The sequence below is a fragment of the Amycolatopsis orientalis DSM 43388 genome (genome assembly GCF_000411975.1).
Lineage (GTDB): Bacteria > Actinomycetota > Actinomycetes > Mycobacteriales > Pseudonocardiaceae > Amycolatopsis > Amycolatopsis orientalis_D.
Genome location: NZ_ASXG01000166.1, coordinates 116171 through 142198, shown reverse-complemented (window position 1 = coordinate 142198; position 26028 = coordinate 116171). Strand labels below are relative to the sequence as shown.

At 71.8% G+C, this 26028-nt stretch carries 30 protein-coding genes, 1 pseudogene and 2 riboswitches; of the genes and pseudogenes, 13 read left to right on the top strand and 18 right to left on the bottom strand.

The window, feature by feature from the left end:
- Positions 1 to 26: 26 nt before the first annotated feature.
- Positions 27 to 656 (bottom strand): TetR/AcrR family transcriptional regulator, encoded by a 630-nt coding sequence (locus L942_RS34545; protein WP_037368316.1) that lies wholly within the window; start codon positions 654 to 656, stop codon positions 27 to 29.
- 259 nt (positions 657 to 915) lie between these two features.
- On the opposite strand from L942_RS34545, the gene L942_RS34540 reads away from it, so the two are divergent.
- Positions 916 to 1497, top strand: coding sequence for a MerR family transcriptional regulator (locus tag L942_RS34540; protein WP_051166453.1), 582 nt, complete (start codon positions 916 to 918; stop codon positions 1495 to 1497).
- Between the two features lie 33 nt (positions 1498 to 1530).
- Positions 1531 to 1630: riboswitch (glycine riboswitch) on the top strand.
- A riboswitch (glycine riboswitch) is annotated at positions 1631 to 1750 on the top strand. It abuts the riboswitch before it with no gap.
- A 100-nt stretch (positions 1751 to 1850) separates the two neighbouring features.
- Here L942_RS34540 and L942_RS34535 read toward each other — a convergent pair.
- Complete coding sequence (locus tag L942_RS34535; protein ID WP_037368314.1) at positions 1851 to 2225, bottom strand: nuclear transport factor 2 family protein; 375 nt, start codon at positions 2223 to 2225, stop codon at positions 1851 to 1853.
- 164 nt (positions 2226 to 2389) lie between these two features.
- Between L942_RS34535 and L942_RS34530 the strand changes: the two genes are divergently transcribed.
- From L942_RS34530 to L942_RS34520, 3 genes are all read left to right on the top strand, one after another.
- On the top strand, positions 2390 to 2935 hold the full coding sequence (locus tag L942_RS34530) for a nucleotidyltransferase family protein (protein ID WP_235079579.1): 546 nt from the start codon (positions 2390 to 2392) through the stop codon (positions 2933 to 2935).
- 128 nt (positions 2936 to 3063) lie between these two features.
- Positions 3064 to 3576 (top strand): TetR/AcrR family transcriptional regulator, encoded by a 513-nt coding sequence (locus L942_RS34525; protein ID WP_235079577.1) that lies wholly within the window; start codon positions 3064 to 3066, stop codon positions 3574 to 3576.
- The gene (locus L942_RS34520; RefSeq protein ID WP_037368308.1) at positions 3573 to 4391 is read left to right on the top strand and encodes an SDR family oxidoreductase; all 819 of its coding nucleotides are present in this window, start codon (positions 3573 to 3575) and stop codon (positions 4389 to 4391) included. Before L942_RS34525 ends, L942_RS34520 begins: the two co-directional genes overlap by 4 nt.
- Here L942_RS34520 and L942_RS34515 read toward each other — a convergent pair.
- On the bottom strand, positions 4381 to 5283 hold the full coding sequence (locus tag L942_RS34515) for a LysR family transcriptional regulator (RefSeq protein ID WP_037368307.1): 903 nt from the start codon (positions 5281 to 5283) through the stop codon (positions 4381 to 4383). The two genes, L942_RS34520 and L942_RS34515, sit on opposite strands and share 11 nt — an antisense overlap.
- A gap of 70 nt (positions 5284 to 5353) precedes the next feature.
- On the opposite strand from L942_RS34515, the gene L942_RS34510 reads away from it, so the two are divergent.
- The 4 genes and pseudogenes from L942_RS34510 to L942_RS34495 form a co-directional block, all read left to right on the top strand.
- The gene (locus L942_RS34510) at positions 5354 to 6043 is read left to right on the top strand and encodes a nitroreductase family protein (RefSeq protein WP_037368304.1); all 690 of its coding nucleotides are present in this window, start codon (positions 5354 to 5356) and stop codon (positions 6041 to 6043) included.
- A 36-nt stretch (positions 6044 to 6079) separates the two neighbouring features.
- Positions 6080 to 6877 carry a helix-turn-helix domain-containing protein gene (locus L942_RS34505; protein WP_037368302.1) on the top strand — a complete coding sequence of 266 codons (798 nt, stop codon included), beginning with the start codon at positions 6080 to 6082 and terminating at the stop codon, positions 6875 to 6877.
- Between the two features lie 20 nt (positions 6878 to 6897).
- Entirely contained in the window at positions 6898 to 7884 is a 987-nt protein-coding gene (locus tag L942_RS34500) for a zinc-dependent alcohol dehydrogenase (protein WP_037368301.1), read from the top strand.
- A 33-nt stretch (positions 7885 to 7917) separates the two neighbouring features.
- Positions 7918 to 8418: pseudogene (locus tag L942_RS34495) on the top strand (N-acetyltransferase family protein); the annotation flags it as partial.
- 18 nt (positions 8419 to 8436) lie between these two features.
- On the opposite strand, the gene L942_RS34490 reads toward L942_RS34495, so the two are convergent.
- The 9 genes from L942_RS34490 to L942_RS34455 form a co-directional block, all read right to left on the bottom strand.
- Positions 8437 to 8877: an SRPBCC family protein gene (locus L942_RS34490; protein WP_037368296.1), complete on the bottom strand. Its 441-nt coding sequence runs from the start codon at positions 8875 to 8877 to the stop codon at positions 8437 to 8439.
- A gap of 79 nt (positions 8878 to 8956) precedes the next feature.
- Positions 8957 to 9352: an STAS domain-containing protein gene (locus L942_RS34485; RefSeq protein WP_051166452.1), complete on the bottom strand. Its 396-nt coding sequence runs from the start codon at positions 9350 to 9352 to the stop codon at positions 8957 to 8959.
- Positions 9353 to 9708: 356 nt separating this feature from the next.
- Positions 9709 to 10185, bottom strand: a complete 477-nt coding sequence (locus L942_RS34480; RefSeq protein ID WP_037368294.1) for a hypothetical protein — start codon at positions 10183 to 10185, stop codon at positions 9709 to 9711.
- Between the two features lie 48 nt (positions 10186 to 10233).
- On the bottom strand, positions 10234 to 10635 hold the full coding sequence (locus tag L942_RS34475) for an SRPBCC family protein (protein ID WP_037368292.1): 402 nt from the start codon (positions 10633 to 10635) through the stop codon (positions 10234 to 10236).
- A gap of 9 nt (positions 10636 to 10644) precedes the next feature.
- Positions 10645 to 11055, bottom strand: a complete 411-nt coding sequence (locus L942_RS34470; protein ID WP_037368291.1) for a four-helix bundle copper-binding protein — start codon at positions 11053 to 11055, stop codon at positions 10645 to 10647.
- Between the two features lie 29 nt (positions 11056 to 11084).
- On the bottom strand, positions 11085 to 11252 hold the full coding sequence (locus L942_RS45705; RefSeq protein ID WP_235079575.1) for a hypothetical protein: 168 nt from the start codon (positions 11250 to 11252) through the stop codon (positions 11085 to 11087).
- A complete protein-coding gene (locus tag L942_RS34465; RefSeq protein WP_051166451.1) occupies positions 11249 to 11905 on the bottom strand; it encodes an aldehyde dehydrogenase family protein in 657 nt (218 codons plus the stop codon). Before L942_RS34465 ends, L942_RS45705 begins: the two co-directional genes overlap by 4 nt.
- Before the next feature lie 148 nt (positions 11906 to 12053).
- On the bottom strand, positions 12054 to 13436 hold the full coding sequence (locus tag L942_RS34460) for a phenylacetate--CoA ligase family protein (RefSeq protein ID WP_037368289.1): 1383 nt from the start codon (positions 13434 to 13436) through the stop codon (positions 12054 to 12056).
- Entirely contained in the window at positions 13429 to 14151 is a 723-nt protein-coding gene (locus L942_RS34455) for a TetR/AcrR family transcriptional regulator (RefSeq protein WP_037368287.1), read from the bottom strand. The genes L942_RS34460 and L942_RS34455 overlap by 8 nt, the downstream gene beginning before the upstream one ends.
- Positions 14152 to 14342: 191 nt before the next feature.
- On the opposite strand from L942_RS34455, the gene L942_RS34450 reads away from it, so the two are divergent.
- From L942_RS34450 to L942_RS45700, 3 genes are all read left to right on the top strand, one after another.
- A complete protein-coding gene (locus L942_RS34450) occupies positions 14343 to 15272 on the top strand; it encodes a sensor histidine kinase (protein ID WP_235079573.1) in 930 nt (309 codons plus the stop codon).
- A gap of 68 nt (positions 15273 to 15340) precedes the next feature.
- Positions 15341 to 16312: an L-threonylcarbamoyladenylate synthase gene (locus tag L942_RS34445; protein WP_037368284.1), complete on the top strand. Its 972-nt coding sequence runs from the start codon at positions 15341 to 15343 to the stop codon at positions 16310 to 16312.
- A gap of 288 nt (positions 16313 to 16600) precedes the next feature.
- Positions 16601 to 18778: an ANTAR domain-containing protein gene (locus tag L942_RS45700; protein WP_063695835.1), complete on the top strand. Its 2178-nt coding sequence runs from the start codon at positions 16601 to 16603 to the stop codon at positions 18776 to 18778.
- A gap of 84 nt (positions 18779 to 18862) precedes the next feature.
- Here the strand turns inward: L942_RS45700 and L942_RS34430 are convergent, their stop codons facing one another.
- Together L942_RS34430 and L942_RS34425 are read right to left on the bottom strand one after the other, a co-directional pair.
- Positions 18863 to 19039 (bottom strand): CsbD family protein, encoded by a 177-nt coding sequence (locus L942_RS34430; protein ID WP_037368283.1) that lies wholly within the window; start codon positions 19037 to 19039, stop codon positions 18863 to 18865.
- A gap of 109 nt (positions 19040 to 19148) precedes the next feature.
- Positions 19149 to 19640, bottom strand: coding sequence for a hypothetical protein (locus tag L942_RS34425; RefSeq protein WP_037368281.1), 492 nt, complete (start codon positions 19638 to 19640; stop codon positions 19149 to 19151).
- 308 nt (positions 19641 to 19948) lie between these two features.
- Between L942_RS34425 and L942_RS34420 the strand changes: the two genes are divergently transcribed.
- Both L942_RS34420 and L942_RS34415 read left to right on the top strand, forming a co-directional pair.
- Positions 19949 to 20383, top strand: coding sequence for an ATP-binding protein (locus L942_RS34420; protein ID WP_037368280.1), 435 nt, complete (start codon positions 19949 to 19951; stop codon positions 20381 to 20383).
- A 41-nt stretch (positions 20384 to 20424) separates the two neighbouring features.
- Positions 20425 to 21081 (top strand): hypothetical protein, encoded by a 657-nt coding sequence (locus L942_RS34415; protein WP_037368278.1) that lies wholly within the window; start codon positions 20425 to 20427, stop codon positions 21079 to 21081.
- A gap of 45 nt (positions 21082 to 21126) precedes the next feature.
- Here L942_RS34415 and L942_RS34410 read toward each other — a convergent pair whose 3' ends face one another.
- From L942_RS34410 to L942_RS34395, 4 genes are read right to left on the bottom strand one after another with little or no spacing between them, the layout of a single operon-like run.
- Positions 21127 to 22590 (bottom strand): glycoside hydrolase family 3 protein, encoded by a 1464-nt coding sequence (locus tag L942_RS34410; protein ID WP_037368277.1) that lies wholly within the window; start codon positions 22588 to 22590, stop codon positions 21127 to 21129.
- Complete coding sequence (locus L942_RS34405) at positions 22587 to 23417, bottom strand: carbohydrate ABC transporter permease (protein ID WP_037368276.1); 831 nt, start codon at positions 23415 to 23417, stop codon at positions 22587 to 22589. Before L942_RS34405 ends, L942_RS34410 begins: the two co-directional genes overlap by 4 nt.
- A complete protein-coding gene (locus L942_RS34400) occupies positions 23414 to 24400 on the bottom strand; it encodes a carbohydrate ABC transporter permease (protein ID WP_037368275.1) in 987 nt (328 codons plus the stop codon). The genes L942_RS34405 and L942_RS34400 overlap by 4 nt, the downstream gene beginning before the upstream one ends.
- Positions 24397 to 25689, bottom strand: coding sequence for a sugar ABC transporter substrate-binding protein (locus L942_RS34395; RefSeq protein WP_037368272.1), 1293 nt, complete (start codon positions 25687 to 25689; stop codon positions 24397 to 24399). The genes L942_RS34400 and L942_RS34395 overlap by 4 nt, the downstream gene beginning before the upstream one ends.
- Positions 25690 to 26028: the final 339 nt, after the last annotated feature.

The following is a 26028-nucleotide window of genomic DNA, read 5'->3' as shown; positions in this document are numbered from 1 at the left end:
CCGGCGGTTTCCCGCCGGGCAAGCGCTCACCGTGCCGTGGCGCGGGCGAACAGGTCGGCCAGCTCCCGGCCGTACCGGTCCAGGTCGATCCCCGGATCGGCGGCGTAGGCGGCCGCCACCCCGTCGATGGCCTGCGCGATCGACAGCGCCACGATCTCCGGCGAGATGTCGCCGAAGGCCCCCTCCGCGCGGCCCTGTTCCAGCTGCCGTCGCAGCGCGCCGGTGCGCAGCTGCCCGACCATGACGCCGGTCATCGCCCAGCCGTCGCGGTCGTCGGCGTGCGCGGCCATCTCGACCAGCACCCGCTCGCATTGCGGGTAGTCGCGCAGGAACGCGACCGAAGTTTCGATGTACGCGCGCAGGTTCCCCGGCCGGTCCGCCGGGTCGACGCCCTCGCTGCGCTTGCGCAGGTATTCCGATTTGGTCTCGGACACCGTGCTCAGCACCGCCTGCATGAGGCCGGCCTTGTTCGTGAAGTGGTACGAGATCAGCCGGGTGCTGCTGAGCCCGGCCCGTTCCTTGATGCGCGCGAAGGTGGTGCGCGCGTACCCGTGGTCGGCGATCGTGGCGATGGTCGCGCCGATGATCTGCGCCCGGGTGGTGGCCTCGGTGACGCTGAGGCCGAGTTCGGCTTGCGTGTCAATGCTTACTTGCATGAGTAACAAGTTACTCGACTGAGTAAAAAATGGCAATCCCGTACGGCGAACGGGCCAAAGCCTCGACACGGCCTTGAGGTCCGCCGCGCGTCGCGTTGACCGGTTCGCGGCGCAGCCTTACCGTCAAAGGCGGTAAATCGCCACGATGTGATTCGCCGACCCGGCGCGCTCGTGGCAGTTTTCCCCGGCCGAACCCGATCCTGGGCTCGACCGGCCTGTCGAACGCCCCGCCGCGAGGCCGGGCGAGGGGAGGCTTGCGGTGGTCGAGGCTGGTCGTCCGGAGATACCTGCCGGACCTGTCGCCGACGGCGAGCAGGGCGAGCTGTTCCCCGACGCCTCGCTGCCCGACGAGCTGGTCGGCTACCGCGGTCCCGCGGCCTGCCAGATCGCCGGGATCACCTACCGCCAGCTGGACTACTGGGCGCGCACGAAGCTGGTCGCGCCCAGCATCCGGACGGCGCACGGTTCGGGGTCGCAGCGGCTGTACTCGTTCAAGGACATCCTGGTCCTCAAGGTCGTGAAGCGCCTGCTGGACACCGGGGTCTCGCTGCAGAACATCCGCGTGGCGGTGGACCACCTGCGCGTGCGCGGGGTGCGCGACCTGGCGAAGGTCACGCTGTTCTCCGACGGCGCCACGGTGTACGAATGCACGTCGCCGGAGGAGATCGTGGATCTGCTCCAGGGCGGCCAGGGCGTGTTCGGCATCGCGGTCAGCGGGGCGATGCAGGAGATCAGCGGCACGATCCACGAGTTCCCGGCCGAGCGCGCGGACGGCGGAGTGGTCGAGACCGCCGTGCCGGACGAGCTGACCCAGCGCCGCAACGCCCGCCGCACCGGCTGATCTTGGCGCGCGCTAGACTGAGCGCGCGATCGACGAACCCGCGCGGGAGAGACCGAACCGGCATCCCCGGTCCGGCGCCGAAGGAGCAAGTCCTCCCCGGAACCTCTCAGGCACCCTGGACCGCGCGGACGAGACGCCTCTGGAAAGCGCATCGGCAGGAGACCACCAGCCGATGCCGCCGACGGTGCAAGCCCGGCTATCCACGCGGGTGAAACTCTCAGGCGCCTCGCGGGGTACGGACAGAGTGGGGAGGACCACGCCTTCGCGCGTGGGCGCGCCGGTGAGGTTCAGACCTCCCGGGTGGTCTGAACCTCCGCGCTGTGGTCAAGACCACATCCCTGGTTTTCGGCGCGTCAGCCCGGGATCTTGTCCAGGAAGCCGTGCACCTTGGCGATCCGGCCGTCCGCGATCTCGATCACGTCGAACCCGATCGCGACGGGTTCCGGAGCGCCCGGAGCCGAGAGGTGCCACTGGAACCGCGCGAGGTCGTGGTGCGCGTCCGGGTCCGCGGGCAGGCTGAAGACCAGTCCGGCGAACTGCTCCTGCGCGCCGCCGATGAACCCGTCGATCTCGTCCTGCCCGGCGACGGCGCCGAGCGGATCGGTGTAGGTCGCGCCCGGGGCGAAGACCTCCGAGACGAGCCGGCGCCGCCGCTGCGGGTCGGTCTCGTTCCAGACCTCGACGTAACGGCGGGCGAGGTCGGTCGCGGTCGGTGCGGTGGTGGTCATTTCGGGGTTCTCCTTGTGTCGTCCCGTTTTCGGTAGGGCCAAGCCTGGCCGACGATCGGCGGCTGGTCGATCACGCGGGAGGTAATCGGTTCGCCGTGCTAAACCGGGGCATGGACTGCGGCCGCCTGCCGATCGATGGGCAACTCCGGAAATTCCGCGAGATCGTGACTCGCAACGACCTGGTGCCGGAAGTGCTGGCGCGGGCGGCGGAGCTGAATCTTCCCGGCTGGTACCTGACCGCGGGCTGCCTGTGCCAGACCGTGTGGAACGCGGTGACCGGACGCCCGCCCGCCGAGGGCGTCAAGGACTACGACCTGTTCTATTTCGACGACTCGGATCTCAGCTGGGAAGCGGAGAACGCGGTCATCGAGGAGGGGAAGCGGAGATTCGGGGATCTCCCGGTCATGGCGGAAATCCGCAACGAGGCGCGAGTGCATCTCTGGTACGAGGCCCGCTTCGGCGTGCCGTGCGCGCCGTACCCGTCGACCGAGGCGGCCATCGACTCGTTCCCGTCCACGACGTCCTGCCTCGGGATCCGGCTGGACGACCGAGGGGAGTGGCAGGTCTATGCTCCGCACGGGTTCGCTGATGTGTTCAACCTGGTCGTACGGCCCAATCCCGGACGCGCGCCGCGAAGCAGTTACGAGGCGAAAGCCCGGCGCTGGCAGGAACAGTGGCCGGAGCTGACCGTGCTGCCGTGGCCCAGTTGACGCGAGCCCCGGCTGCGGCGTAGTTTCGATACGAAACGGTAGCGTAGCGAAATGGGGGGCCGGTGGAAACCTCAGGCGTGGGCAGGCCGCGTGATGCGCGAAGGGATGCCGCGATTCACGAGGCAGCCGTGGCCCTGCTGACTGACGTGGGTTACGACCAGCTGTCCATCGAGTCCGTCGCCGCGCGGGCGGGCGTGGCCAAGACGACGATTTACCGCCGGTACCGCGACAAAGCGGCCCTCGTCGCGGCAGCGGTGGAGCAGCGGCAGGCTCCGGCTCCGCCCGCGCCGGGGTCCGGTGGGCTCCGGGAGAACCTGCTGGCGGTCGTGCGGTGGCTGGCGCGCGAGATCGCCGAGCAGGAACTCGGAGTGCTCGGTGCGCTGTTCGCGGGAATGCGCGGTGATTCCCGGCTCGCCGACGAGATGCGCCGGATCCTGCGCCGCGACGGAGCGGCGATGACGGAGTCGTTGCGGGGCGGGGAAACAGCGCCGGGCGCGGCGGCGCTGTTCGCCGAGGTCGCACCGGCGGTGATCGTGCACCGGATCGTTTTCGTCGGAGAGCCGTGCGACGACCGGTTTCTGCGGCATCTCGTGGACGACATCCTGCTGCCTTTGCTGGAACAGAAGGAGTTTCGGAGATGATCGTGATCACGGGAGCCACCGGCGCGCTCAACGGGGCGACGGTGGAGCACCTGCTCAAGCGCGTGCCGGCGGGGGAGGTCGGCGTCAGCGTCCGGGAGGTGGCCAAGGCACGGCACTTCGCGGAGCGCGGGGTACGGGTGCGCCAAGGGTCCTATGAGGACCCGAAGGCGTTGAGGAAGTCGTTTGAGGGGGCGGAAAAAGTTCTGCTGGTGTCCTCGAACGATCCGCGCGCGGACGGGGTGGGCTTGCATCGCGCAGGCATCGAGGCCGCGGTAGAGGCCGGGGCGCAACGGATCGTGTACACCAGTCATCAGAACTCCCGGATGGACACTCCGTTCCCGCCAGGGCCGGACCACGCGGCGACCGAGCGGATCCTCGCCGGGTGCGGCGTCGCGTGGACGGCGCTGCGCAACGGGTTCTACGCGCACAGCATCGGCTGGCTGCTCGGGAACTGGCGGGAGGACGGGGTGATCAAGGCCCCGGTGGACGGGCCGGTCTCCTGGACCGAGCGGGCCGACGTCGCCGAAGCGGCGGCGGTGATCCTGGCCGGGGACCAAGCATTCGACGGGCCGGTGACGCTGACCGCGCCACAGGCGGTGACGTTCGACGACGTCGCCGAACTCGCCTCGCGGGCCAGCGGAAAAAAGGTGGAGCGGGCCGTCGTGGCGGACGACGAGTGGATCGCGGGCGAACCGGAGGAGGTCGCGCGCATGAAGCTCACCTTCTTCCAGGCGGCCCGCCAAGGCCACTTCGCCGGGACAAGTCCGCTGCTGGCCGAGCTTCTCGGGCGCGAACCGCGCGGCATTACGCTCTAGACCCGAAGAACTCCCGGCAGAAGGCGCGGAACGTTTCGGCACGGCGGGTCAGCCGGGCGCCCTCCGCGCGGGCCAGCACCACGGGCGTAGTCGGGACTCGCTCGCGCAACGGGCGCACCGCGAATGGTGTGCCCTCGACGGAAAGTTCCAGCGGCGGGCGCTGCACCGACAGCGTGTAGCCGAGTCCTCGGGCGACCAACGCGCGCGCGAGCTCGAAGCTCGTCGTGCGGTGCGCGACCGGCATGGGCAGGCCGACCGACGCGAAGACGTCCCGGAAATAGCGCTCCGACGGCGGTACGTCCAGGAGGATGAACGGCTCGTCGGCCAAGGCGGGCAACGAAACCGTCTTCCGGCGAGCCAGAGGATGCGCGACCGGAAGGAGCACGCTTGGCGGCTGGTCGTACAGCTGGTCCACCGCGATCCCGGGCACGAGGTCTTGCCGGTACAGCACGGCGAGGTCGCAGCGTCCCTCCAGCAGGAGGTGCTGCAGGTCCGGCAAGGTGCCTTCGACGAAGCTGACCTCGACTTCCGGATGCTGGGTGCGGAAGGTCGCGAGCGCAGCGGGCACGTGCAGCGGTGCGAGGGGCGTGTAGCAGCCGAAGTTCAGGTGTCCGGCGAGGTCTTGGCCGTAGTCGCGGGCGAGGGTGCCGAGTTCGGCGACCGAGGTGAGCACCGCGCGGGCCTCGCCGACGACCTGGCGCCCGGCGTCGGTGAGCGCGGTCGTCCGGCCGGGGCCGCGCAGGATGAGCTGCACGCCCAAAGTCCGTTCCAGCGAAGCGAGCGCCAGCGACACCGCCGACTGCGACACGTGGCAGCTTTCCGCAGCCGAGGTGAGCCCGCCGGTGTCCGCGACCGCGACCAGATACTCGAGCTGGCGCAACGAGGGAGACATCAGCTCAGCTTATGTCCTTCACCAGATATGCGAACTGGACCGATGACCGCCGACGCGGCAGGGTCGGAGCATGACCCGGCACCAGCACCCGTTCGTCCCGTACGCGCCGCCGCGGCTGTCACCCGAGGAGAGCCTCGCGCGCGGGCAAGAGCTGTACCGGCTGCTCGACCGGCGCCGGTCGGTCCGCTGGTTCTCCCCGGACCCGGTGCCGCTCGAAGCGATCGAGACCGCGGTCCGGATCGCGAACACCGCGCCGAGCGGGGCGCACCACCAGCCGTGGACGTTCGTCGCGACCGCCGATCCGGACGTGAAGCGCGCGGTCCGGGAAGCGGCCGAGGTCGAGGAGCGGAAGTTCTACCGGGAGCGCAGCGCGCCGGACTGGCACGCCGCGCTCGCCCGGCTCGAGACCGACGAGCACAAGGAGTTCCTCGAGATCGCGCCGTGGCTGGTGGTCGCGTTCGCGCAGAAGAGCACTCCGCGGCCGGACGGTTCGCTGCGGAAGAACTACTACGTCAACGAAAGCGTCGGCATCGCGTGCGGCATGTTCATCACCGCGCTGCACACGATGGGCCTGGCGACGCTCACCCACACCCCCAACCCGATGGGCTTCCTCAACGAGGTCTTCGAGCGCCCGGCGACCGAGCGGGCGTACATCCTGTTCCCAGTCGGCTATCCGGCGCCGGACTGCGAGGTGCCGGACCTCGAACGCAAACCGCTCGCCGAGGCGCTGGTGGTGCACTCGCCGTTACCTCGGGGGTAATGGTCTCGCGCCCGGCGACGCCGTAGCGTCGGGCGGGTGACGACCACGGTGAAGGCCCCGATCGGCGAACTGCTCCGGGAATGGCGCGACCGCCGCCGCATCAGCCAGCTCGACCTCGCGATCTCCGCGGACATCTCCACCCGCCACCTGAGCTTCGTGGAGACCGGCCGGTCCAAGCCGAGCCGCGACATGGTGCTGCGGCTGGGCGAGCACCTCGACATCCCGCTGCGCGAACGCAACCGCCTGCTGCTCGCCGCGGGCTACGCGCCGGCTTACGGCGAGTCCGACCTCGGAGCGCCGGAAATGACCGTGATCCGGGAGGCGGTCCGGCGGCTGCTCGCCGGGCACGACCCGTACCCGGCGGCGGTGGTCGACCGCGGCTGGAATCTCGTCGACGCGAACCTCAGCCTCGGCGTGCTCACCGAAGGCATCTCGCCGGAGCTGCTGACCGGTCCGGTGAACGTCCTGCGCGCGACGCTGCATCCGGACGGGATGGCGCCGCGGGTGCTGAATCTGGGGGAGTGGCGGGCCCATCTGCTGGGCCGGTTGCGCCGCCAGGTCGAGCAGACCGCCGACGCGGGGCTGGCCGAGCTGCTGGAAGAACTGCGCGGGTATCCCTGCGACGACGAGGTCCCGGAAGTCGAGATCCCCGGTCCGGGCGACATCTTCGTGCCGTTGCGCTACCGGCACGGGGAGCTGGAGCTGACGTTCTTCAGCACAGTCGCGACCTTCGGGACTCCGCTGGACGTGACGCTCGCCGAGCTGGTGATCGAGTCGTTCTACCCGGCCGATCCGGCGACGGCGGCGTTCTTGCGCGAACGCGTGACCGGCTGAGCGACGCTACGATCGGGCCCATGCGGGCGTTCGTGGTGACCGGACCGGGGGAGGCCGGTCCGGCCGAGGTGCCGGAGCCGGTCGCCGGGGTCGGCGAAGTCGTCGTGGACGTCGAGCGGGCCGGAGTGTGCGGCACCGACGTCGAGTTCTTCACCGGCGAAATGCAGTACCTCGCCGACGGGCACGCCCGCTACCCGATGCGGCTCGGCCACGAATGGTGCGGCCGGGTCTCCGAGGCAGGCCCGGGCGTGCATCCGGCGTGGGTCGGCCGCCGCGTCACCGGAGACACGATGCTCGGATGCGGGGACTGCCGCCGCTGCCGGGCCGGGCGCCAGCACGTCTGCGCGGACCGGCAGGAGGTCGGCATCCGCGGCGGCCGGGCGGGGGCGCTCGCCGAACGCCTCGCGGTGCCGGTGCGCTCGCTGCACGAACTGCCGGACACGCTGGATCCGGCCGCGGGCGCGCTGGTCGAACCGGGCGGCAACGCCTGCCGCGCGGCGCGAGCGGCCGCGGGCGAGCGGGTGCTGGTGCTCGGGCCGGGGACCATCGGACTGCTCACCGCGCTGTTCCTCCGCGCCGCGGGCAGCGAGGTGCATCTGGTCGGTGCGACGCCGTGGTCGGTGGAATTCGCGCGCGGCTTGGGGTTTTCCGCCGGGACGAGCGTTCCGGAGCCGCCGTTCGACGCGGTGGTCGACGCGACCGGCGATCCCGAGGCGCCCGCCCTCGCGGCCGAGGTGGTCGAACCGGCGGGGCGGATCGTCTGCATCGGACTGGCCGGGCGGCCGAGCCTGCTCGACACGCGGACGTTGGCGTTGAAGGACGTCACCGCGATCGGCGTGCTGAGCGGTTCGCCGGGCTTGGCGCAGGCGATCGACGCGTACGCGTCCGGCGAAGTGGACCCGCGGCCGCTGGTGGCGGCGACGGTCGGGCTGGGCGAGGTCGCGGCGGTGCTCGGCGGACAGCGGCCTGCCGGCGCGCCGAAAATCCACGTCGACCCGCGGCGATAACCGGTTGCCCGGCGGGAGCGAAGGCGAAAGGGTCAGGGCATGAGCGCCGACCTGACTTTCCGCCAGCCGACCGAAGAAGACCACCCGCGCGTGCTCGCCGCGCTCGGGCCGTGGTGGGGCGGGTTGAAGGGCGAGGCCGGTGCGCGGGAGCGGGCATCGCTGGTGCCGCGCCTGTATTTCCAGCACTTCACCACGACGAGCCGGCTGGCGGAACGCCCGGACGGGACGCTGGCGGCCTTCCTGATCGGCTTCGTCTCGCAGACCGACCCGGAGACCGCCTACATCCACTTCGTCGGCGTCGATCCGGAGCTGCACGGGCGGGGGCTCGGCCGGTCCCTGTACGAGTGGTTCTTCGCGCAGGTGCGGAAAGCGGGCGTGCGGACGGTGAAGTGCGTCACCAGTCCGCAGAACACCGCTTCGCAGGCCTACCACGCCCGGCTCGGGTTCGAGGTTTCCGACGTGCTCCCGGACTACGACGGGCCAGGGCTGGACCGGGTCGCGTTCACTCGCCGCCTGGCCGACGACCCGGCCTGACCCGGCGCCCGGTAAGCGTCAGCGGGCCTCGATGACCGTCTGGAACTGTTCGGCGGCCCGCTCGACCTTCTTCTGCGGGTCGGCCAGCAGCGACGCGACCGCCTCGCCCAGTTTGCCCGCCGGGGGCTGGTATTCCAGCGAAATCTCGACGCCGGTGCGGCTGTGGCCCTTGTCCTCGAACCGGACCACGCCGGAGTTGCGCACGTCCGGATCGGCGTCGTCCACCGTGGTCCAGGCGATTTTCCGCGGCGGCGCGTCCTCGACGATCCGGGCCTCCCATTCCACTGTGGACCCGGCCGGGCCGTCGACCTTCCAGCGGGTGCGCGTCCCGTCGCCGTCCAGGGCCTCGACCGACTGGACGTCGGAGAACAGCTCCGGCAGCCGGGTCAGCGGACGCCACCAGTCGTAGCACGCCTGCGCGGGAGCGTTGACCTCGACGTAATGCGCTGCAGCAGCCATGAGCACCTTTCCTCGGAGTTCAGCGAGTCTTGCCGGACTCCTCGGCTACCCGGCGGGCCGGCCGGGCAAACGCCGCCGGCTACGAGATTTCCTTGCGGGGCAGGGGAACGAGGCCGGTGCCGACGCGCAGGTCGAGGGCCCGGTCGAGGCCGAGCAGCCGGAGCGGGCGGAGCACCGCGCGCTGGTGCGCGATCACGGTGAAGGGCACTTCCGCGCGGCGAGTCGCGCGTTCGGCCGCCATCAGCGCGGACAGCCCGCGGCAGCTGCAGAAGGTCACCGCTCCCAAATCGGCGATCACCCCGGCGGGCGAGCGGGGGATCGCCGCGGCAGTTCGCTCGAGGAATGCCTCCGCGCTGGAAGAATCGAGGTCTCCGGACACGGCGACGACCGTGTGGTCTCCGGCGGTGCGGACGGTGATGTCCGCGAGCGGCACCGAGCGGGCGGGCGAGGTGGGGGAACGGACGGGGCGAGTCATCGCGGGGGCCTCCTGCGGACCGGCGGAGGCGGACCGGCGCTGGACTGCCTCGCTGTGCTGGGCGGGCGGCTGCTGGCTGAACCGTGCTGCCGCCACGGTAACTCCGCCGCGGGATCCCGACAACCAGATCGCCGGTCGCGGGGGAGTCAGCCGTCGCGAGCAGGGCCGGGGCCGCGGCTGCGGGCGAATTCCCCGCCCGTGCACTGGACATGGCACGCGGACACGGTGCTGGCCGCAGGCACCGGGGCGGCGGCGCGGCGATCCGGCCGGGACTGTGCCCTAGCGCCTCGATCGCCCACAGCAGTGTCGGCACGAGGCGGGCCGACCGGTCGTCGTCCTCGCAGAAGTCGATGCGTTCACGCGAACGCCTCCGCGCCCGCCCGCACCCGCGCCGGCTCCAGCAGCGAGCGTTGCCGGTCCGCGCGGACGAGCAGGGCGCCGAAATCCACGTCGGCCAGCCGGTTTCCGAGGTTCGCCGCGTCGCGCAGCGTGGTCCAGAGGATCTTCTTGCCTTCGATGCCCATGGCCAGCGCTTCGAGTTCCCAGAACCGGCTCAGCGGCGAGTACGACGCGATCCTGCCGTTCGGCTTGAACCGGCTCAGCCGTTCGGCCGCGACGGCGAGCCCGGCCTTCAGCGGGTTCGCGCGCACCGGCACTGCCCGCATGACTCCGCGGAACGTGCGCACGTCCTCCGCGATCGCCGAGGCCGCTTCCCGAAGCGGCACCTCGAATTCCGTGCCGCGGTGGCGGCGGGCGGCCCGGCGGGCCAGTTCGCGCCACGCCAGTCCCATCGCCAGCTGGTCGTTGAGGTAAATGCCGAGCAACGTGTCCATCCGGCCGAGGTACCCGGCCCGGCCTCGGGCAACCGGGAAAGCGGCTGCTCAGCCCTCGACCAGTGCGGCCAGCCGGTCGAGGGATTCGCGCAGCTGCCGGTCGACGTGCTCGGCCGGTTCGCCGCCGTGGTTGCGCGGATCGTCGCCGAGGAACGACAGGTGCAGCGTCGCGTAGCTGGTGCCGCCCTCGGCGGAGGCCACCTGGAGCCAGCCGCTGTAGTCCGGGCTGCCCCGCCGTCCCCATTCGAGCCGGAACTGGTCGCGGCGTTCCCGCAGCAGGCCGGGTTCGCCGGTGGCGCCGGCCACGTCGACGTCGACGCCGGGCGGTTCGGCCGGGTGGACCGACACGGTGCCGGGCAGCCAGCGGTCCAAAGTGGACCGGTCCGCGGCGGTGCGGAACACGGTGCCCGCGTCGGCGGCGATTCGTCGTTCGCATTCGAATTCGGCCATGGCCGCGGATCACTTCCCGGTGCCGACGAGATGGGCGCTCAGTTGCTGGCAAGCGTCCGCGCAACTGCGGCAGGCTTCCTCGCACAGCGCGCAATGCCGGTGGTGCGCGGCGTGCCGGCCGCATTCGTCGGCGCAAGTCCGGCACGCCTGTTCGCAGGCCCGCAGCAGCGCGTCCAGTACGCCGTTCGTCCCGGTCCGGCGGGACAGCACGCGAGCCGTCGTGGCGCAGAGGTCCGCGCAGTCGAGGTCGGTGCGGATGCAGTGGACGAGGCTGGCCGGGTCTCGTTCGGACAGGCAGGCGTCGGCGCACCCGGTGCACGTGCGGGAGCAGGCGAGGCATTCGTCGACGCAGTTCGCGATGGCGGTCGGGTCGAGACCGCCCAGCTGTTCCGGGTGGCTTTCGATCAGGGGCAGCGTCATGGCGTGTTTCTCCTTTCGCGGGGCCGGGTTCAGAGCCGGGGGCGGCTTTGCTCGTCCCGGACCGTCACCCATTGCCAGCGGGTGAACTCGTCGAGGTTGACGAAGGAGCCGAACCGGCTGCTCCCGCCGGAATCGCCGATCCCGCCGAACGGCGCGAGGGTTTCGTCGTTCACGGTCTGGTCGTTGACGTGGGTCATGACGGCTTCGATCCGGTCGGCCTGGCCGGAGTCGACGACCGGGCCCAGATCGACGTCCTCGCGGGAATCGCCGACTCGCAGGCCGTCGGCGAGGCGGGCAATACGCCCGAGGGCAGCCCGGCCTCCTCGAAGAGCCGCGCGATGACCACGCCGCAGCAGATCGTCGTGTCGCTGGCGGTCTTGAGGACGACCGCGTTGCCGGTCGCGAGCGCCGGGGCGACCGAGCGCAGGGCCAGGACGAGCGGGAAGTTCCCCGGTGCCATCACCGCGACCACGCCGAAGGGGACGCGCCGGGCAATGCTGGTGCGGCCTTCCTGGGTGGTGGGCAGCAGCGTGCCCCACGGCGCGCTCGCCAGCGCCGCGGCTGCGTGCAGTTCGTCGAGGGCGAGGTCCAGTTCGAGTTCGACCGCCGAGGCGGTCTTTCCGGCCTCCCGGGCGATCCAGCCGGCGATCTCGTCGCGGTGGCGGCCGAACAGGGCGGCGCGGGACGCGGGCGCGCTCGCGGTAGTCGGCGTGGGCCCAGGCCTGCCCGCGGTCGGCCGCCGCGGCTGCGGAACGGGCGAGGTAGTCGGCGGCGGGCCGTGTCGACCTGGCCGAGTTCGTCGCCGGTGGCGGGTTCGGTCGAGGGCGCGGCGCCGCCGGTGTGCGTCCACTCGCCGGTGAACACCCGGCCGGACCAGCGGCCCCGGTCGTCGAGCAGTCCCACGTGCCGTCCTTTCGTCCGGATACGCGGGGTCGGCTACCCGGGTGCGGCGCAGGCAAACGCCGACGGCGGGCGTCGGGGCGCAGCCGGTCCCGCTGTCAGCGGTACGGGACGACCGCCCGGTACTTGCCCCCGCCGGGTTCCTGCCGCGGCGGTTCCTCGGCCCGTTCCAGGGCGACGGAGCGGAGCCCGTTGTCGGCGAGCAGCCCTTCCGCCTCGGACCGGATCCGCTGCCACACCTGCTCGGGTTCGGTGCCGTCGGCGAGCAGCAGGCGAATCCGCAGCGTCGTCGGGGCGGTCTGCTCGACCTGGAACAGTTCCACCCCCGGAATCCGGTCGAACAGCGTGCTGAACACCATCGGCGCGAGCGCGACGGATTCGCCGCGCCCGCTGGGGAAAGACAGGATGTCGCCCGCCCGGCCGTGCACGCGGACCGCCGGGAGCGGGTTGCCGCACGGACACGGGTCGGGGCGCGGCAGGACGGAGTCGCCGAGGTTGTAGCGCAGGAACGGCTGGACCCGGTTGGCGAGATTGGTCAGCAGCACGGTGTGCGAAACCTGCCCGGGCGGTGTCGGCCGGAACTCGGCGTCGACCGGTTCCAGCACCGCCCAGTCGCTGTTGACGTGGTACCAGCCGTGGGCGCAGCCGTTGCTGAGGTAGGTGCACTCGGTGCACGAGTAGATCGGGCGGACGGCGGTCCGGAACGCGGCCGCGATGCGCTCGGTGTCCGCGGTGGTCATCGCGTCGCCGGCCGGTTGCACCAGCGCCGGCCTGATCCGCAGCCGGCCGGCTTCCTGCTCGGCGGCCAGCAGCCGGATGACGCTGGCGTACCCGATGACGGCGGCGGGCCGGTAGGCGTTGAGCCGGGCGACGAGCTCCGGCATCGGCAGGTGCACCGAGAAAGCCCGCAGAATCCTTCTGCGCCAAGCGCTTTCCCGGGTCGCCTGGGTGTACCCGGCGAAACTGACGTAGTGGCCGCCGGTCGCGCCCACCAGCGCGAGCCGGAAACCCCGGGCCAGCATCCCGGCGATCGGGCCCGCGCCGAGCGAGGCGTACGCGACGAGCCCCAGCGCGCCGGCGACGTTCTGGTACCGCTCGTCGAGCGCGAACACGCCGCGGTGGCCGCTGGTGCCCGACGTCGTCGCGATCGAGTACTTGCCGAGGAACCGCCTTCCGATCCGGTCCGGGTCGTCGACGAAGGCGGTCACGGCGGAGAAGGTGACGTCGCGGTCGGTCACCCAGTCGTCGAAATGCCGGGTCAACGTCGTCTTGTCGGTGACCGGCAGCAATGCCGGATCGTCCACTCGGTCCGGCAACCCCTGGTACAGCTTCGCGTAGTAGGGCGACTGGGCGCGCGCGTACGCGACGAGGTCGGCCAGCCGCTCCCGCTGCCGCTGGGCGAGCGGGGCCGTTCCGGATGCCCGCGCTTCCTTGCGAGCCCGCCGGGCGTCGCGCCTCAGCCACGAGATCTTTTCAGTCATTCTCGTCCGCACCCCCGTGCTCGTTCGTCCGGTGGTTTCGAGGCGCGAACCCGGCCCGGGCTTTGTCCAGCCCCTCGACCAGGATCGCCTTGCCCGCGGCGAGATCCGCCCCGGGCGGGGTCAGCGTGCGGTCGAGCAGGTCGACCAGCGTTTCCAGCACCTGCTCCCACGACGGCTGCTCCGGGTCCGCGGGAGCGTCGCCGCCGCGGAGGAAGGCGCGCCGGACGGCCGGGGTCAGCGCATCGGTGAGGAAAGCCATGGCGCGGGTGTCGACCTCGGGACGGAGCACGCCCGCGTCGCGCATCGCGTCGAGGAATTCCCGGGTCCGCGCCGCCGGGGGCTGCCGCTGGAAATGGCTCCCGGGCTTGCGGAGGTATTTGCCGAAGACCTCCTCGTCCCGGGCGACGATCGCCGCGGCGAGCGGCAACGTCTTCAGCGCGCCCAGCATGGCCCGGGCCATGCTCCCGACGCTGCCGCCTTCGGGGTCGGCCTCCAGCCGCTCGCGCCACGCCGTCGCGTACCGGTCGAGTTCGCGGGCGACCACGGCGTCGACGAGGTCGTCCTTCGACTTGAAGCACAGATAGACCAGGCCGCGGTGGAGATCGACGGCGCCGGCGACATCGCCCATCGTCAGCTTCGCGTAGCCGAACCGGAGCAACAGCCCGGCCGCCGCGTCGAGGATCGCCTGTTCCCGCTCGGTCTCGTTCACGCTCACCAGTACAGGTTTGACGATTTGAAGAAAGTTGTCAATGTGTCAGAGCAAGGTTCGGCGCGCTGGCGATGCATGGCCTCGCCCAAGCTGGGTAGCCTGGCCGGGCAAGGTGAACCGAGCCGTCCGGCGGACGGCAGAGCCGAGGTAGTGATCGTGGTGCCCGCGGAGAAGCGGCGGTTTCCGGCGGGGTGTCTGTGACGTACGCGGACCAGGCGTTTCTGCATCCAGCGCTGTTCTACCGGAGCGACGGCGAATTCGTGGCCGGGGTGAGCTCGTTCGTGCGCGAGGGGCTCGCCGCGGACGAACCGGTCGCGGTCGCCGCGCCGCCGGAGCACGTGCGCCTCGTGCGGGCCGAGCTGGGCGCCGACGCCGAGCGGGTGCTGCTGGTCGACATGACCGAGGCGGGCCGCAATCCGGGGCGGATCATCCCGGGCGTGCTGCGCGCGTTCGCCGACGGGCATCCGGACCGGCACGTGCGGATCGTCGGGGAGCCGGTCTGGGCGGGCCGCTCCGCGGCGGAGTACCCGGCGTGCGCCCAGCACGAAGCGTTGATCAATGTGGCGTTCGAGGGCCGCTGGGCGACCATTCTGTGCCCGTACGACGCCGAAGCGCTGGGCGCGACCGAACTGTCGGATGCGCTGCGGACGCATCCGTGGCTGATCGACGGCGCGGGGGAGTGGCACGCGAGCGGCGACTACGCCCCGGACGCCGTGGTCGCCGACTACAACCGCGCACTGCCGCCCCCGCCTGGCGCCCAGTCGTGGGTCGTCGCGGAACCCGACCTGGTCGAGCTCCGCCGGGTGACCGCCGAGACGGCGCGGCGGCACGGTCTCGCCGAGGACCGGGTCGAGGACGTGGTGATGGCGGTGTCGGAGCTGGCGGTCAACAGCGTGGAGCACGGCAGCGGGGCCGCGCTGGTGCGGCTGGGGTTCGCCGACGGCGACCTGGTGTGCCAGGTCCGGGACGAGGGGTGGCTCGCGGATCCGATGGCCGGCCGCCTCCCGGCGGCGCCGGACCAGGTCCGGGGCCGCGGACTGCTGCTGGTCAACCATCTCGCGGACCTGGTGCGGATCCATGCGGACCCGGCCGGGTCGACGCTGGAGGCGAGGTTCGCCGCCGGGTGAAGCGCCCCGGCGCGCGCGGCTTACGCTGGTAGGCGAGAAAGCTATCCGTCTGGCAGGAAAGGGCGAGCGTGACCGCGGCAGCTGGCGACATCGAGAAGGCGGCCGGGGTGCTGCGCGGAGGGGGCCTGGTGGCCTTCCCGACCGAGACGGTCTACGGCCTCGGCGCCGACGCCTCGGATCCGGCCGCCGTCGCCCGCATCTTCCAGGCGAAAGGCCGCCCGCCCACGCATCCGCTGATCGTGCACGTGGCCGGCGCCGAGTATCTGGACGGCTGGGTCGAGAAGGTGCCCGAGCCCGCCCGGCTGCTGGCCGAGCGGTTCTGGCCGGGGCCGCTGACCTTGGTGCTGCGGCGCGGCCCGCGGGTCTCGTCGGCGGCGACCGGCGGCCTGGAGACGGTGGGGGTGCGCGTTCCGGGCCATCCGGTGGCGCTGGAGCTGCTGACGGCGTTCGGCGGCGGCGCCGCGGCCCCCTCGGCCAACCGGTTCGGCTCGGTCAGCCCGACCACGGCCGACCACGTCCGCGCGGAGCTGGGCGACGCGGTCGATTTCGTGCTCGACGGCGGGCCCTGCCAGGTCGGCGTCGAGTCCACCATCGTCGACGCCACCGGCGACACCCTCAGCGTGCTGCGTCCCGGCGGCGTGCCCCGGGAGGACCTCGAGGCGGTGCTCGGCGGCTCGCTCGAGGTGCCGTCGGTGAGCCCGATCCGGGTGCCTGGCCAGCATCCGTCGCATTACGCGCCGCGGGCGAGGGTTGTTCTCGTCGAGCCCGGCCAGGTGGTCGCCGAAGCCGAGAGCGCGCGGGAACGCGGGCATCAAGTGGGCGTCTTCCTGCCGCCTTCGCACAACGGTGCGGCGCCGCAGGTCCGGGCCGTGGTCGAGGTTCCGGCTTCGCCGGCCGAGTACGCCCGCGGCCTTTACGGCTTCCTTCGCGAGCTGGACCGGCAGGGCTGCGACCTGATCGTCGCGTCGCTCCCGGAGGAAACGGGCCTCGGCCTCGCGATCGCGAACCGCCTCCGCCGGGCCGCGGGGCCGCGCGGCTGAGCTTCCCGGCGGTCGGCGGCGGAGCTGGTCAGTCCACAGTGAACAGTCCGGTGTTCGCTCCGGCGTGCCCCGCTCCGGCCGGAGATCGTGCCCAGTAAGCTCTTTCGTTGGTGCGTTAAGCAGGCAGCGTCCACGACCCCCTGGCTGAGGTGCGCCCCGCGCCCGGTCAGGCCCGCTCCTAGGAGTGCGAGTGGCGACCGCCGAGTGCCGAGAATCCCGTTGCGCGCGCAGCCGCGCAGACCAGCCCGCCCCGGGCGGCTTCGCGCGAAACGGGGCCGTGCGGCTGTCGTGACCGAGCTGAAGATCACGCCTCGGCAGTTCGGGAAGGCCGTGGTGCTGACCCTGCCGGACCGGCTCGCGACGACCCACTCGGCCGAAGTCGTCGAGGCCCTGCACGCGGCGGACCGCACCCTCGCGCCGGGTACGCGCGTGGTGGTCGACCTGCGAGCTGCCAGTCCGCTGCCCGCCCAGCTGGCCCGCGCGCTGGTCTCGTTCGCCCGCGACCGCGACTGCGTGCTGGTGGCGGCGCTGGACCAGGCCACGACCGCGGTGCTGGACGAGGCCGATCCCGGCGCGGCAGTCCGGCGGGCCTCGTCGCTGGGGGAGGCGCTGGCCGAGGCCGCGGAGGTCCCGCCGCCGTTCGCGACCGGCGAAGCGGTGCGGTCGCTCGCCTTCGACAGCGACGATCTCGGCCGCACCGAGGCGTTCCTGAGCAGCGCGTACGCCCCGATGCGGATCGGCAGCGACACCGGACACGCGGGCACGCACCTCAGCCGGCACGCGGTGAGCGGGCTGAGCGCCGACCGGCTCGACCTGTCGTTCGAGATGAGCTACGACGTCGAGCCGCTGGGCATGATCTGCCTGTGCGACGTCGAGTCGGGCACGATCGAGGATCACCGCGTCGACGGCTGGGCGGAAGCCGAGACGTACGGCCCCGGGGAGCTGGTGTCTTTCTCGCCGCCGGACCGGCCCTGCACCGGACGGGTCGCGCGCGCCAAGTACAGCATCACCTTGCTCGATCCGGTCCTGCTGAGCCAGGCCGCGGGCGTCGAGCGGCCGGTGCGGCTGCTCGACCACCGGCCGGTCGACGCCACCGCCGCCCAGCACCTGCGGTCGGCGGTCGCGCATCTGCGCGACGACGTGCTCGGCGTGCCCGGGGTCGGGGAGAATCCGCTGGCCGTGGCGACGGTGGCGCGCTACCTCGCGGTGGCCGTGCTGAATACGTTCCCGCACACGGCGTCGGCCGAGCAGCCCGGGGATGGGCTCGACGCCCATTCGCGGACGCTTCGCCGCGCGATCTCGTTCATCGAAGCCAATCTGCACCGGCCCCTCGACATCGCGGAGATCGCCGCGGTGGCCCGGGTTTCGGCCCGCGCGGTCCAGCTGGCGTTCCGCCGGCACCTCGGCACGACCCCGATGGCCTACCTGCGCCGGGCCCGCCTGGACCGCGCCCGGGCGGAACTGCGCGCCGCCGTGCCGGAGCAGGACAGCGTCGCCCGGATCGCCGCCCGGTGGGGCTACGCGCCGAGCGTGTTCGCCGCCCACTACCGGGCCGCCTACGGCGAGTCGCCGTCGGCGACGCTGCACCGGGACACCGTGCCGGAGGTTCGTTTTCCCGGCAGCCGGAGTTTCGTTCGGACCGCCGTCGCGCTGAAGACCGAACCCGGTGCGGCGGAACCGAACGCGCGGACGGCCGGCCGCGCCACGGCGACGGGCGGCCTGGTGCGGCCCGGCGATCCGGGCCGGGCCGAGCCGGACGCCGCGGGCCGGTTCGAGTCGCTGAGCAAGGCGCTGCTGTCCGCGACTTCGGTCGCGGAGGTGTTGCGACTGGTCGTGGAAGCGACCGCGACGGCGGTTGCCGGGGCGGACTGGGTCAGCGTCACGGTGCTGGATGCCGGCGGTCGCTTCTCCACCGCCGCCCGGACCGGAAAGACCGCTGCCGACCTCGACCGGATCCAGTACCGCGCCGGCGAAGGCCCCTGCGTGGAGGCGGCGCGCCCGGACGGCCCCGGCTACGTCGCGAGCGCGGACCTGGCGCTCGAGACCCGGTGGCCCCGGTTCGCCGCCGCCGCGCGCGAACACGGCTGCCGCGCGGCGTTTTCCACCGAACTCCCGGCGGCGCCCGGCCTCGACCGGGCGGCGGGCGCGCTCACCGTGTACTCCCGCCGTCCAGAGCCCCTGTCCGAGACCGATCGCCGCATCGCGCTGCTGCTGGCGACGCACGCGTCGCTGGCACTGGCGAACACCCACCTGCGCAAGACCGCCGAACGGCGGCACGCCGAGTTCCGCCGGGCCGTCGACAGCCGGGACGTCATCGGCCAGGCGAAGGGCATCCTGATGAACCGGGAGGGCCTCACCGCCGACGAGGCGTTCGACCTGCTGCGCCGGACTTCGCAGGACCTGAACGTGAAACTGGTCGAGCTGGCCCGCACCATCACGCGCCGGCACGGGGAACTCGACCAGTGAGGCGGCGGGAACCGCGGTGCGGCCGCCCGGAGGGCACGAAGCGGCGGCCGGAACCGAAGTCCCGGCCGCCGATCGGTGGTGCAGTCAGTCTTTCACGCCTTTCACGGCGTCCTTGACTTTTTCTCCCGCTTGCTTGAGCGCGCCTTTGGCCTGCTCGGTTTTCCCTTCGGCCTGCCACTGTTCGTTCCCGGTGGCATTGCCGAGCGCTTCCTTGGCCTTGCCCTTGAGTTCCTCGGCCTTGTGTCCGGCGGTGTCGCTCATGTCGATACCTCTCTTGTGTCCGGGGTTTTCTTCGTCCGCGGCGGAACCGGAAACGCGATCTTCGCGATGATCGCGGGTTACCCGGCCGGAGATGCGCGCAAACCGCCGTTCAGTGCCGCGCCTTCGCGGCGGCGACGTACTGATTGGCTTCCGGGAGAAAGGACAGGACCACGCCGAGCACGGCCAGCGCGGTGCTGACGTAGCCGATGACGGTGCCCTGCCCGGCCAGCAGGGAGACGACCTGGAGCGCGGTGAGCACAGTGAGCACGATCCTCGCCCAGTTGCGCCCGGCGCGGAGTTTGAACGCGAACAGCAGGCGCAGCAAGGCGATCGCGACGGCGATCACGGCTCCGACGGCGATGCCGATGGTGACCGCCTGGTCGATCTGGGCGTCGGTGAGGCGGGCGGCGTTCTGCCCGTTCGCTCTTCGCATCGCGTCGGTCAGCGCGTCTCGCGCGAAGAACAAGAACACCGCGCCGACGAGGCCGACGAGCGTCGCGGCGACGAACGCCCAGAACGCTCCGGTGATCGCCGCGGGGCGCGGCGGCGTTTCGGCGGGAGTTCCGGCGGAAGAGGACGGGTAAGGAGGGATGTCAGTCATGGAAAAACGGTGGCACAGCGCGGGAATGCGCGCACCGCAAGAGCGAAACTGCGGCCGAAAGACCGTGCCGTGAGCTAGTTCGCACTCCGGTGCCCGGCTTTTCGGTTTGACGTCTCCGGGCCGCGGGTATCCGGCGTCCGGGGAACTGCCAGGAAATCGCGGCGGAACGCGCAGGGGAACCGCTCGCGGCGAGGGGAGTGCTGGGGAGTTATGCCGCGGTGGGAGTGGACCGGCATGCGCGCGGGTACCTTCTGCTTGCCGCGGGTGCCCGCGGACCGGCGCACCCCCGGCCGAGGAGGAGGTCAAGCGTGAGTGTGGACGAATTCCAGCGCAGCCGCTTGCCCGCGCGCGACGCGTCGCCGGACGGCGCGGGGCCTCGGCTGGACGTGGTGCTCGAGCAGAATCCGACCACGCTGCGCCGGATCCGGGACCAGGCGACCGCGTTCGTGTCCGGCCATCGCCCGCACGCCGACCCGGACGCGGTGGCCGACGTGCGCCTGGTGCTCGACGAGATGGCCAGCAACGCGATGCGGCACGCGCGCCCGCCGTACGGGCTGGCCCTGTCCTTGCGCGGAGACCGGCTCCTCATCGAGGTGTCCGACTCGCTGCCGGAACCCGCCCGGTACCGGGAAGGCTACGAGGGCGGAGGCCGCGGGCTGGCCCTGATCGACGCGATCGCCGCCCGCTGGGGCCAGACGCCGCGCGAAGACGGGAAGACGGTCTGGGCCGAGCTGGCTCTCTGAGACGCGGTCGGCGCGGACTGCCGATCCGATAGGTTGCGGCAGTGGAGATCCAGGTGGTGGAGGGCGCGCTGACCGAAGCGCCGACGGCGGCGGTCACCGGAATGGACCGGAGGGCCTTCGGGGAGTTCGTGGGGCCGCGGGGAGAACTGGCCTCGTACGCGTTCGGCTGGACGACCGGCTCGGACCCGCACGTCGCCCGGCTGTCGGTCGGGATCGGCGCGGGCAATCCCGGCGGCGGGACTTTTCACGCGGTCGTCTTCGAGAACGGCAACGGGCACGCGTTTTCGCTGACCGACGATCCGTTCGAGCGGGTGCCCGAAGGCGGTCCGGACCTGACCGCGGACCAGGCGCGGGCGCACCCGGATCTGCCGTTCGTCTGGGCGGTCGCCGATCTGGTCTTCCAGCGCGACCGCCGGGCGTGGTGGATGCTGCACTGGCTGCTGCGGACGCCGGGTGTGCAGACCGCCGAGGTGTTCGAGCGCCAGGAGCCGATCCTGCACGTGCGGCACGACGCGGGCGACGGGGTCTGGCACCTCTCGGGCGCCTCCCGCGCGGACCGCGGCACCGCCAAGGCCGGGCACCTGAACCACGCCATCGACGAGGACCCGAGCCTGCTTGCCGTGCTCGACCTGGCACCCGGGGGCAGCGCGACGAGAACGGGCGCCGGCTCCCCGTGGAGCGGGCGCTTTCCGGCGTAGGAAGGTCCGGGCGGGGAACCGGTCGGGTTCCCCGCCCGGAGGGCCTCAGGCGCGGGCCAGGTGCTCCGCCGCGGCCCGCAGGCTCACGTACGAACCGCTGAACGTGTCGATCCGCGGCCGGTCGCCGGTTTCCGGCCCGGGCACCCCGGTTTCGACCCGGATGTAGTCCACAGTGGACAAACCGGCCAGGAATTCCCGCACCGCCGGGTGCCGGTGCGCTCCCCGGGTCACGACCACGACGCTCTCCGCCGACGCGGCCTCGGCCACCACCGTCGCGACGTCGTCCGGCGAAACCGAGAGCGTCCGGGTGCCCGGGGCCAGTTCCGCCAGATGCGCCCCGAGGCCCCACGGCATCGGCCCGGCGGCGATGCCCGGCTCGGTCTGCACGTCCACCACCAGGGCCGGTCCGGTGAGCTTGGGCGCACCGGTGATCCGCAAGGCGGCTCGCGCGGCGGAAAGGCCGAGCGGGTAGTCCACCGGCCGGACCGTCGCCGGAGCCGGCGAGGTGCCCAGCGAAGCGGTCCGGGCAGCGGCGTCAGCCAGCCGCTCCACCGAAAGCCGCCCCTCAGTCACCGCCGCGACGATCGCCTCGGCAGTCCGGTCCAGGGTCTCCGTATCGAACGCGGCCCCGCCGAGGCACAGCGCGTCCGCGCCGCCCAGCAGCGCCCGGACCGACGCCTCGCCGAGACCGTCGTGCCGTCCGTACGCCCCGGAGATCGCTCCCATTTCCAGCGCGTCGGTGATGACCGCGCCGGTGAACCCCAGCTCGCCGCGCAGCACGTCGACGAGCGCGGTCCGGTTGAACGTTGCCGGTTCCTCGCCCCACTCCCGCACGACGAGGTGCCCGGACATGACCGCCCGGACGCCCGCCCCGATCGCGGCGGCGAACGGCACCAGCTCGACTTCCCGGAGCTCGGCCGCCGTCCGCGGCAGCACCGGCAGCGAGAGGTGCGAATCCTCGGTCGCCGCGCCGTGCCCGGGGAAGTGCTTCGCGCACGCGGCGACGCCGTACTTCTGCATCCCGGTCACGTACGCCGCGACGTGCGGCGAAGCCGCGTCCGGAGCCGAACCGAACGCCCGCACGCCGATGCCCGGATCCTCCGCCGCGAGCGTGAGATCCGCGCACGGCGCGAGATTGACCGTGATTCCGCACGCGGCCAGCCGCTCGCCGAGCGCGGCCGCGACGGACGCGGTCAGCTCCGGATCCCCGGCCGCGCCCAGCGCGAGCGGGCCGGGCACGAACGAGCCCGTGCCGACGTCGAGACGGGTGACGTCGCCGCCCTCCTCGTCGATCCCGACCACCACGTCGTCCCGCGCGGACCGCAGCGCGGCGGAGAGCGCGGCGACCTGCTCGTCGTCGACCACGTTGCGCCCGAACAGGATCACGCCGCCCAGGCCCTCGGCGAGGCGCCGACGGACCCAGTCCGGCGCGGTGGTCCCGGCGAATCCGGGCAGCAGCACGGCTTCGGCCAGCCGGCGGGGGTCGTCGGACAGGTCAGCCACCGTCATCCCTTCACCGCGCCGGCGGTCATGCCGGACACGAGTTTCCGTTGCACGATCAGGAAGAAGACCACCGCGGGGATCGCGTAGACCACGGACGCGGCCATGACGCCGCCCCAGTCGATCGAGAACGCCGTCTTGAACGACGAGAGCCACACCGGCAGCGTCTGCTTCGTCTGGTCCCGCATGAACACCAGGGCGAACAGGAACTCGTTCCACGCCGTGATGAAGCTGAACACCGACGTGGTCACCAGCCCCGGGCCGAGCAGCGGCAGCGTGACCCGGCGGAACGCGCCGACCCGGCTGCAGCCATCGATCATCGCCGCCTCTTCGAGGTCGTACGGGATGCCGTTGACGAACCCGTAGAGCATCCACACGGTGAACGGCAGCGACGTCGCGAAGTACACCAGCAGCAGCGACGGCAGCGTGTTCAGCAGCCCGATGTCGCGCATCAGCAGGTACATCGGGATGAACAGCGCCGAGAGCGGGGCCAGCTGCGCGACCAGGATCAGCAGCAGGAACCCCTTGCGGCCGCGGAAGCGGAAGCGCGCCAGCGGGATCGCCGCGAGCACGCCCACGACCAGCGCGGCGAGCACCGCGCCGAGCGTCACGATCAGGCTGTTGGCCAGGTACGTGACGAACCCGGGCTTGGTCAGCGCCGACGCGAAGTTCGACAGCGTCGCCGACGTCGGGATCAGGTCGTACTTCGGCGACAGCACGTCGCCCGGCGTCTTCAGCGACGTCGTGAACATCCAGTACGTCGGGAACAGGAACAGCAGCCCCACGAGAAGGCCGGCGGCCGACACCAGCACGCGGGCGGGCAGGGACTTCCTCATGCGATCTCCCCGTCCTTGGTCCGGACCAGCAGCTGCACGTACCGGCCGGTGACCAGCAAAAGCAGCACCAGCATGATGGTGGCGATGGCCGCGGCGGAGCCGAAGTGGCTGCCCGCGATGCCCTTGAGGTACTGCAGGATCGCCAGGGTCGTGCTCGCGCCGTCCGGGCCGCCCTGGCGGATGGCCCACACCTGGGCGAACATGTTGAAGTCCCACAGGACCGACAGGAACGTCACCATCGTCAGGATCGGCCGGATCGCCGGCCAGCTGACCGCGCGGAACGTCTGCCACGGCCCGGCGCCGTCGATGCCGGCCGCCTCGTACTGCTCGCGCGGCACGCCGATGAGGCCCGCGTAGAGCGTGAACGCGACGAACGGCACGGCCTGCCACAGCACCAGCAGCCCGATCACCACGAGCGTGCTCGTGCCGGTGGAGAACCACGAGTAGCCGATGAACGAATGGAAGCCCAGCCGGTCCAGCGTCTTGTTGAGAATGCCGTACTGCTGGTCGAAGATCCACTGGAACACCGTGGTGGTGGCGATGACCGGCACCGCCCACGCGAGCACCAGGGAAATCTGCACGAAGATCCGCAGCGCTGGGTGCAGATGCCGCATCAGCACCGCGATCAGCAGCGCCACGAGCAGCGTTCCGGCGACGAGGGCTCCGGTGAAGAGGACCGTGCGGACCGCGACTGCCCAGAACTCGGGATCGGACAGCACGTCGGTGTAGTTCTTGAAGCCGATCCACGCCATCTTGCCGGTCACCAGCTCGCGCAGGTCGAGCCTGCGGAGGCTGATGCCGAGCATCTGGACGGTGGGCCAGCCGAGCAGCACCAGCACGGCGGCGAGCGCGGGCAGGATCAGCAGGTACGGCACGAGCCGTTCGCTGAACCAGCCGCTGCCTCGCCGGCGCGCCGCACCGGCGTGCGCCGGTGCCGGCGGGGTCGCCCCCGCCGGCACCGGCTTGTCCTTCGTCGCGGTCATCCGCCGATGATCTTGTCGAGGGCCGTGTTCGCGTCGGCCGCGGCCTGGTCCAGGGGCTTCTTCCCGGTCAGGTAGGCGGTCAGCATGTCCTTCAGCGGGTTCTGGCCGGATTCGACCTCGCCCCACTTCGGGCTGGCCGGCATCGCGCGGCCGTTCTTCGACGCCTTCGCCATCACCGAGCCCAGCGGGTCCTTGTCGAGCGCGCTGACGTCGGCGGAGGTGCCCGGCACGTAGCCGGCCGCGGCGAGCTGCGTCATGTACTTGGTGCTGGTGAGCAGCTTCAGGTAGTCCTTGGCGAGGTCCTGGTGCTTGCTGTTGAGCGGGACGACCAGGTTCGAGCCGCCGAGGAACACCGGCGCGGTCTGGCCCGCGTTCTTCGACGGGATCGGGAACGCGCCGGTCTTGGCGGTGATGCCCGGGTCGGTCTTGGCCGCGGTCGCCACCTCGTTCGGGGTGCCGATGAACATCGCGACCTTGCCCCCGCCGTAGATGCCCGCCTGCTGCGGCGTGGCCTCGTCGTTGTCCTTCGGCGCGGTGGTGCCCGAGGAGTCCACGAGCTTCTTGTAGAACTCGAGGCCCGCCTTGGCCTCCGGCGTGTTCAGCGTCGACTTGAAGGACTTGCCCTCGGCCTTGGCGATGTCGCCGCCGTTGTCCCAGATGAACGACGACAGCGCGTACCAGTTCTGGCCCGGCAGGTACAGCGGCTGGAACTGCGGGTCGCTGCCGAACTTCGTCTTCAGCTTCGCGATGTCGGCGAGCCATTCGTCGTTCGAGGCCGGCGGCTGGGCGATGCCGGCCTGCTCGAACATGTCCTTGCGGTACATGACGACGCGGTTGGCGGCGTAGAACGGCACTCCGACGGTCTTGCCGTCGTACTGGCCGGACGCCTTGAGCCCGGCGAGCCACTGCCCGCCGTTGAGGTTGCCGACGTCGCCGGAGAGGTCGGCCAGCACGCCCTGCGCGGCGAACGCGGGCGTCTGCGTGTTGCCGACCTCGATGACGTCCGGCGGGGTGTCGCTCGCCAGCGCGGTGGTCAGCTTCTGCTGGATGCCGTTCCACGGCTGGATCTGGTAGTCGACCTTGACGCCGGGGTGGGCGGCCTCGAATTCCTTGTTCAGGGCGGCGGTCAGGCTGTCCGGCGCGGAGCCGGTCATCAGCCACACCGTCAGCTTGCCGTCCTGCGCGCCCCCAGCGCTCGAGGCGTTCTCACTCCCGCCGGAGCCGGCGCACCCGGCCGTGGCGAGCGTGATGGCGGCGGCTCCCGCCGCCAGCTTGAGCCAGCGCTTCACGTGTCTCGTCCTTTCGGTGCCCGGTCGTCGGCGACCGGGGCTGAATGACAAATGGTGTAGACCAATGTCCAGCAGAGTGGTCCGGACCACAGCCGGTGTCAAGCCGGTTGCCAAGATGTTGCGAAGACGGCCGCCGGGTTGACGCTGCGTGTCCGGGCGATTACCGATGTCGCGGCGAAAAGCGCTGGCGGCGGCCGGTTTCGGCAGTGCGGGCAAGGGTTTCCGGTGCGGGGGAGTTGTTCGTGAACGCCTCGCCGGGCCCGGGGCGCCGGAGGCGGCGCGCGGGTCTCCGGCGGACCCGCGCGAACGACTTTCGGCCCTGGCGCGAGGACGGAACGG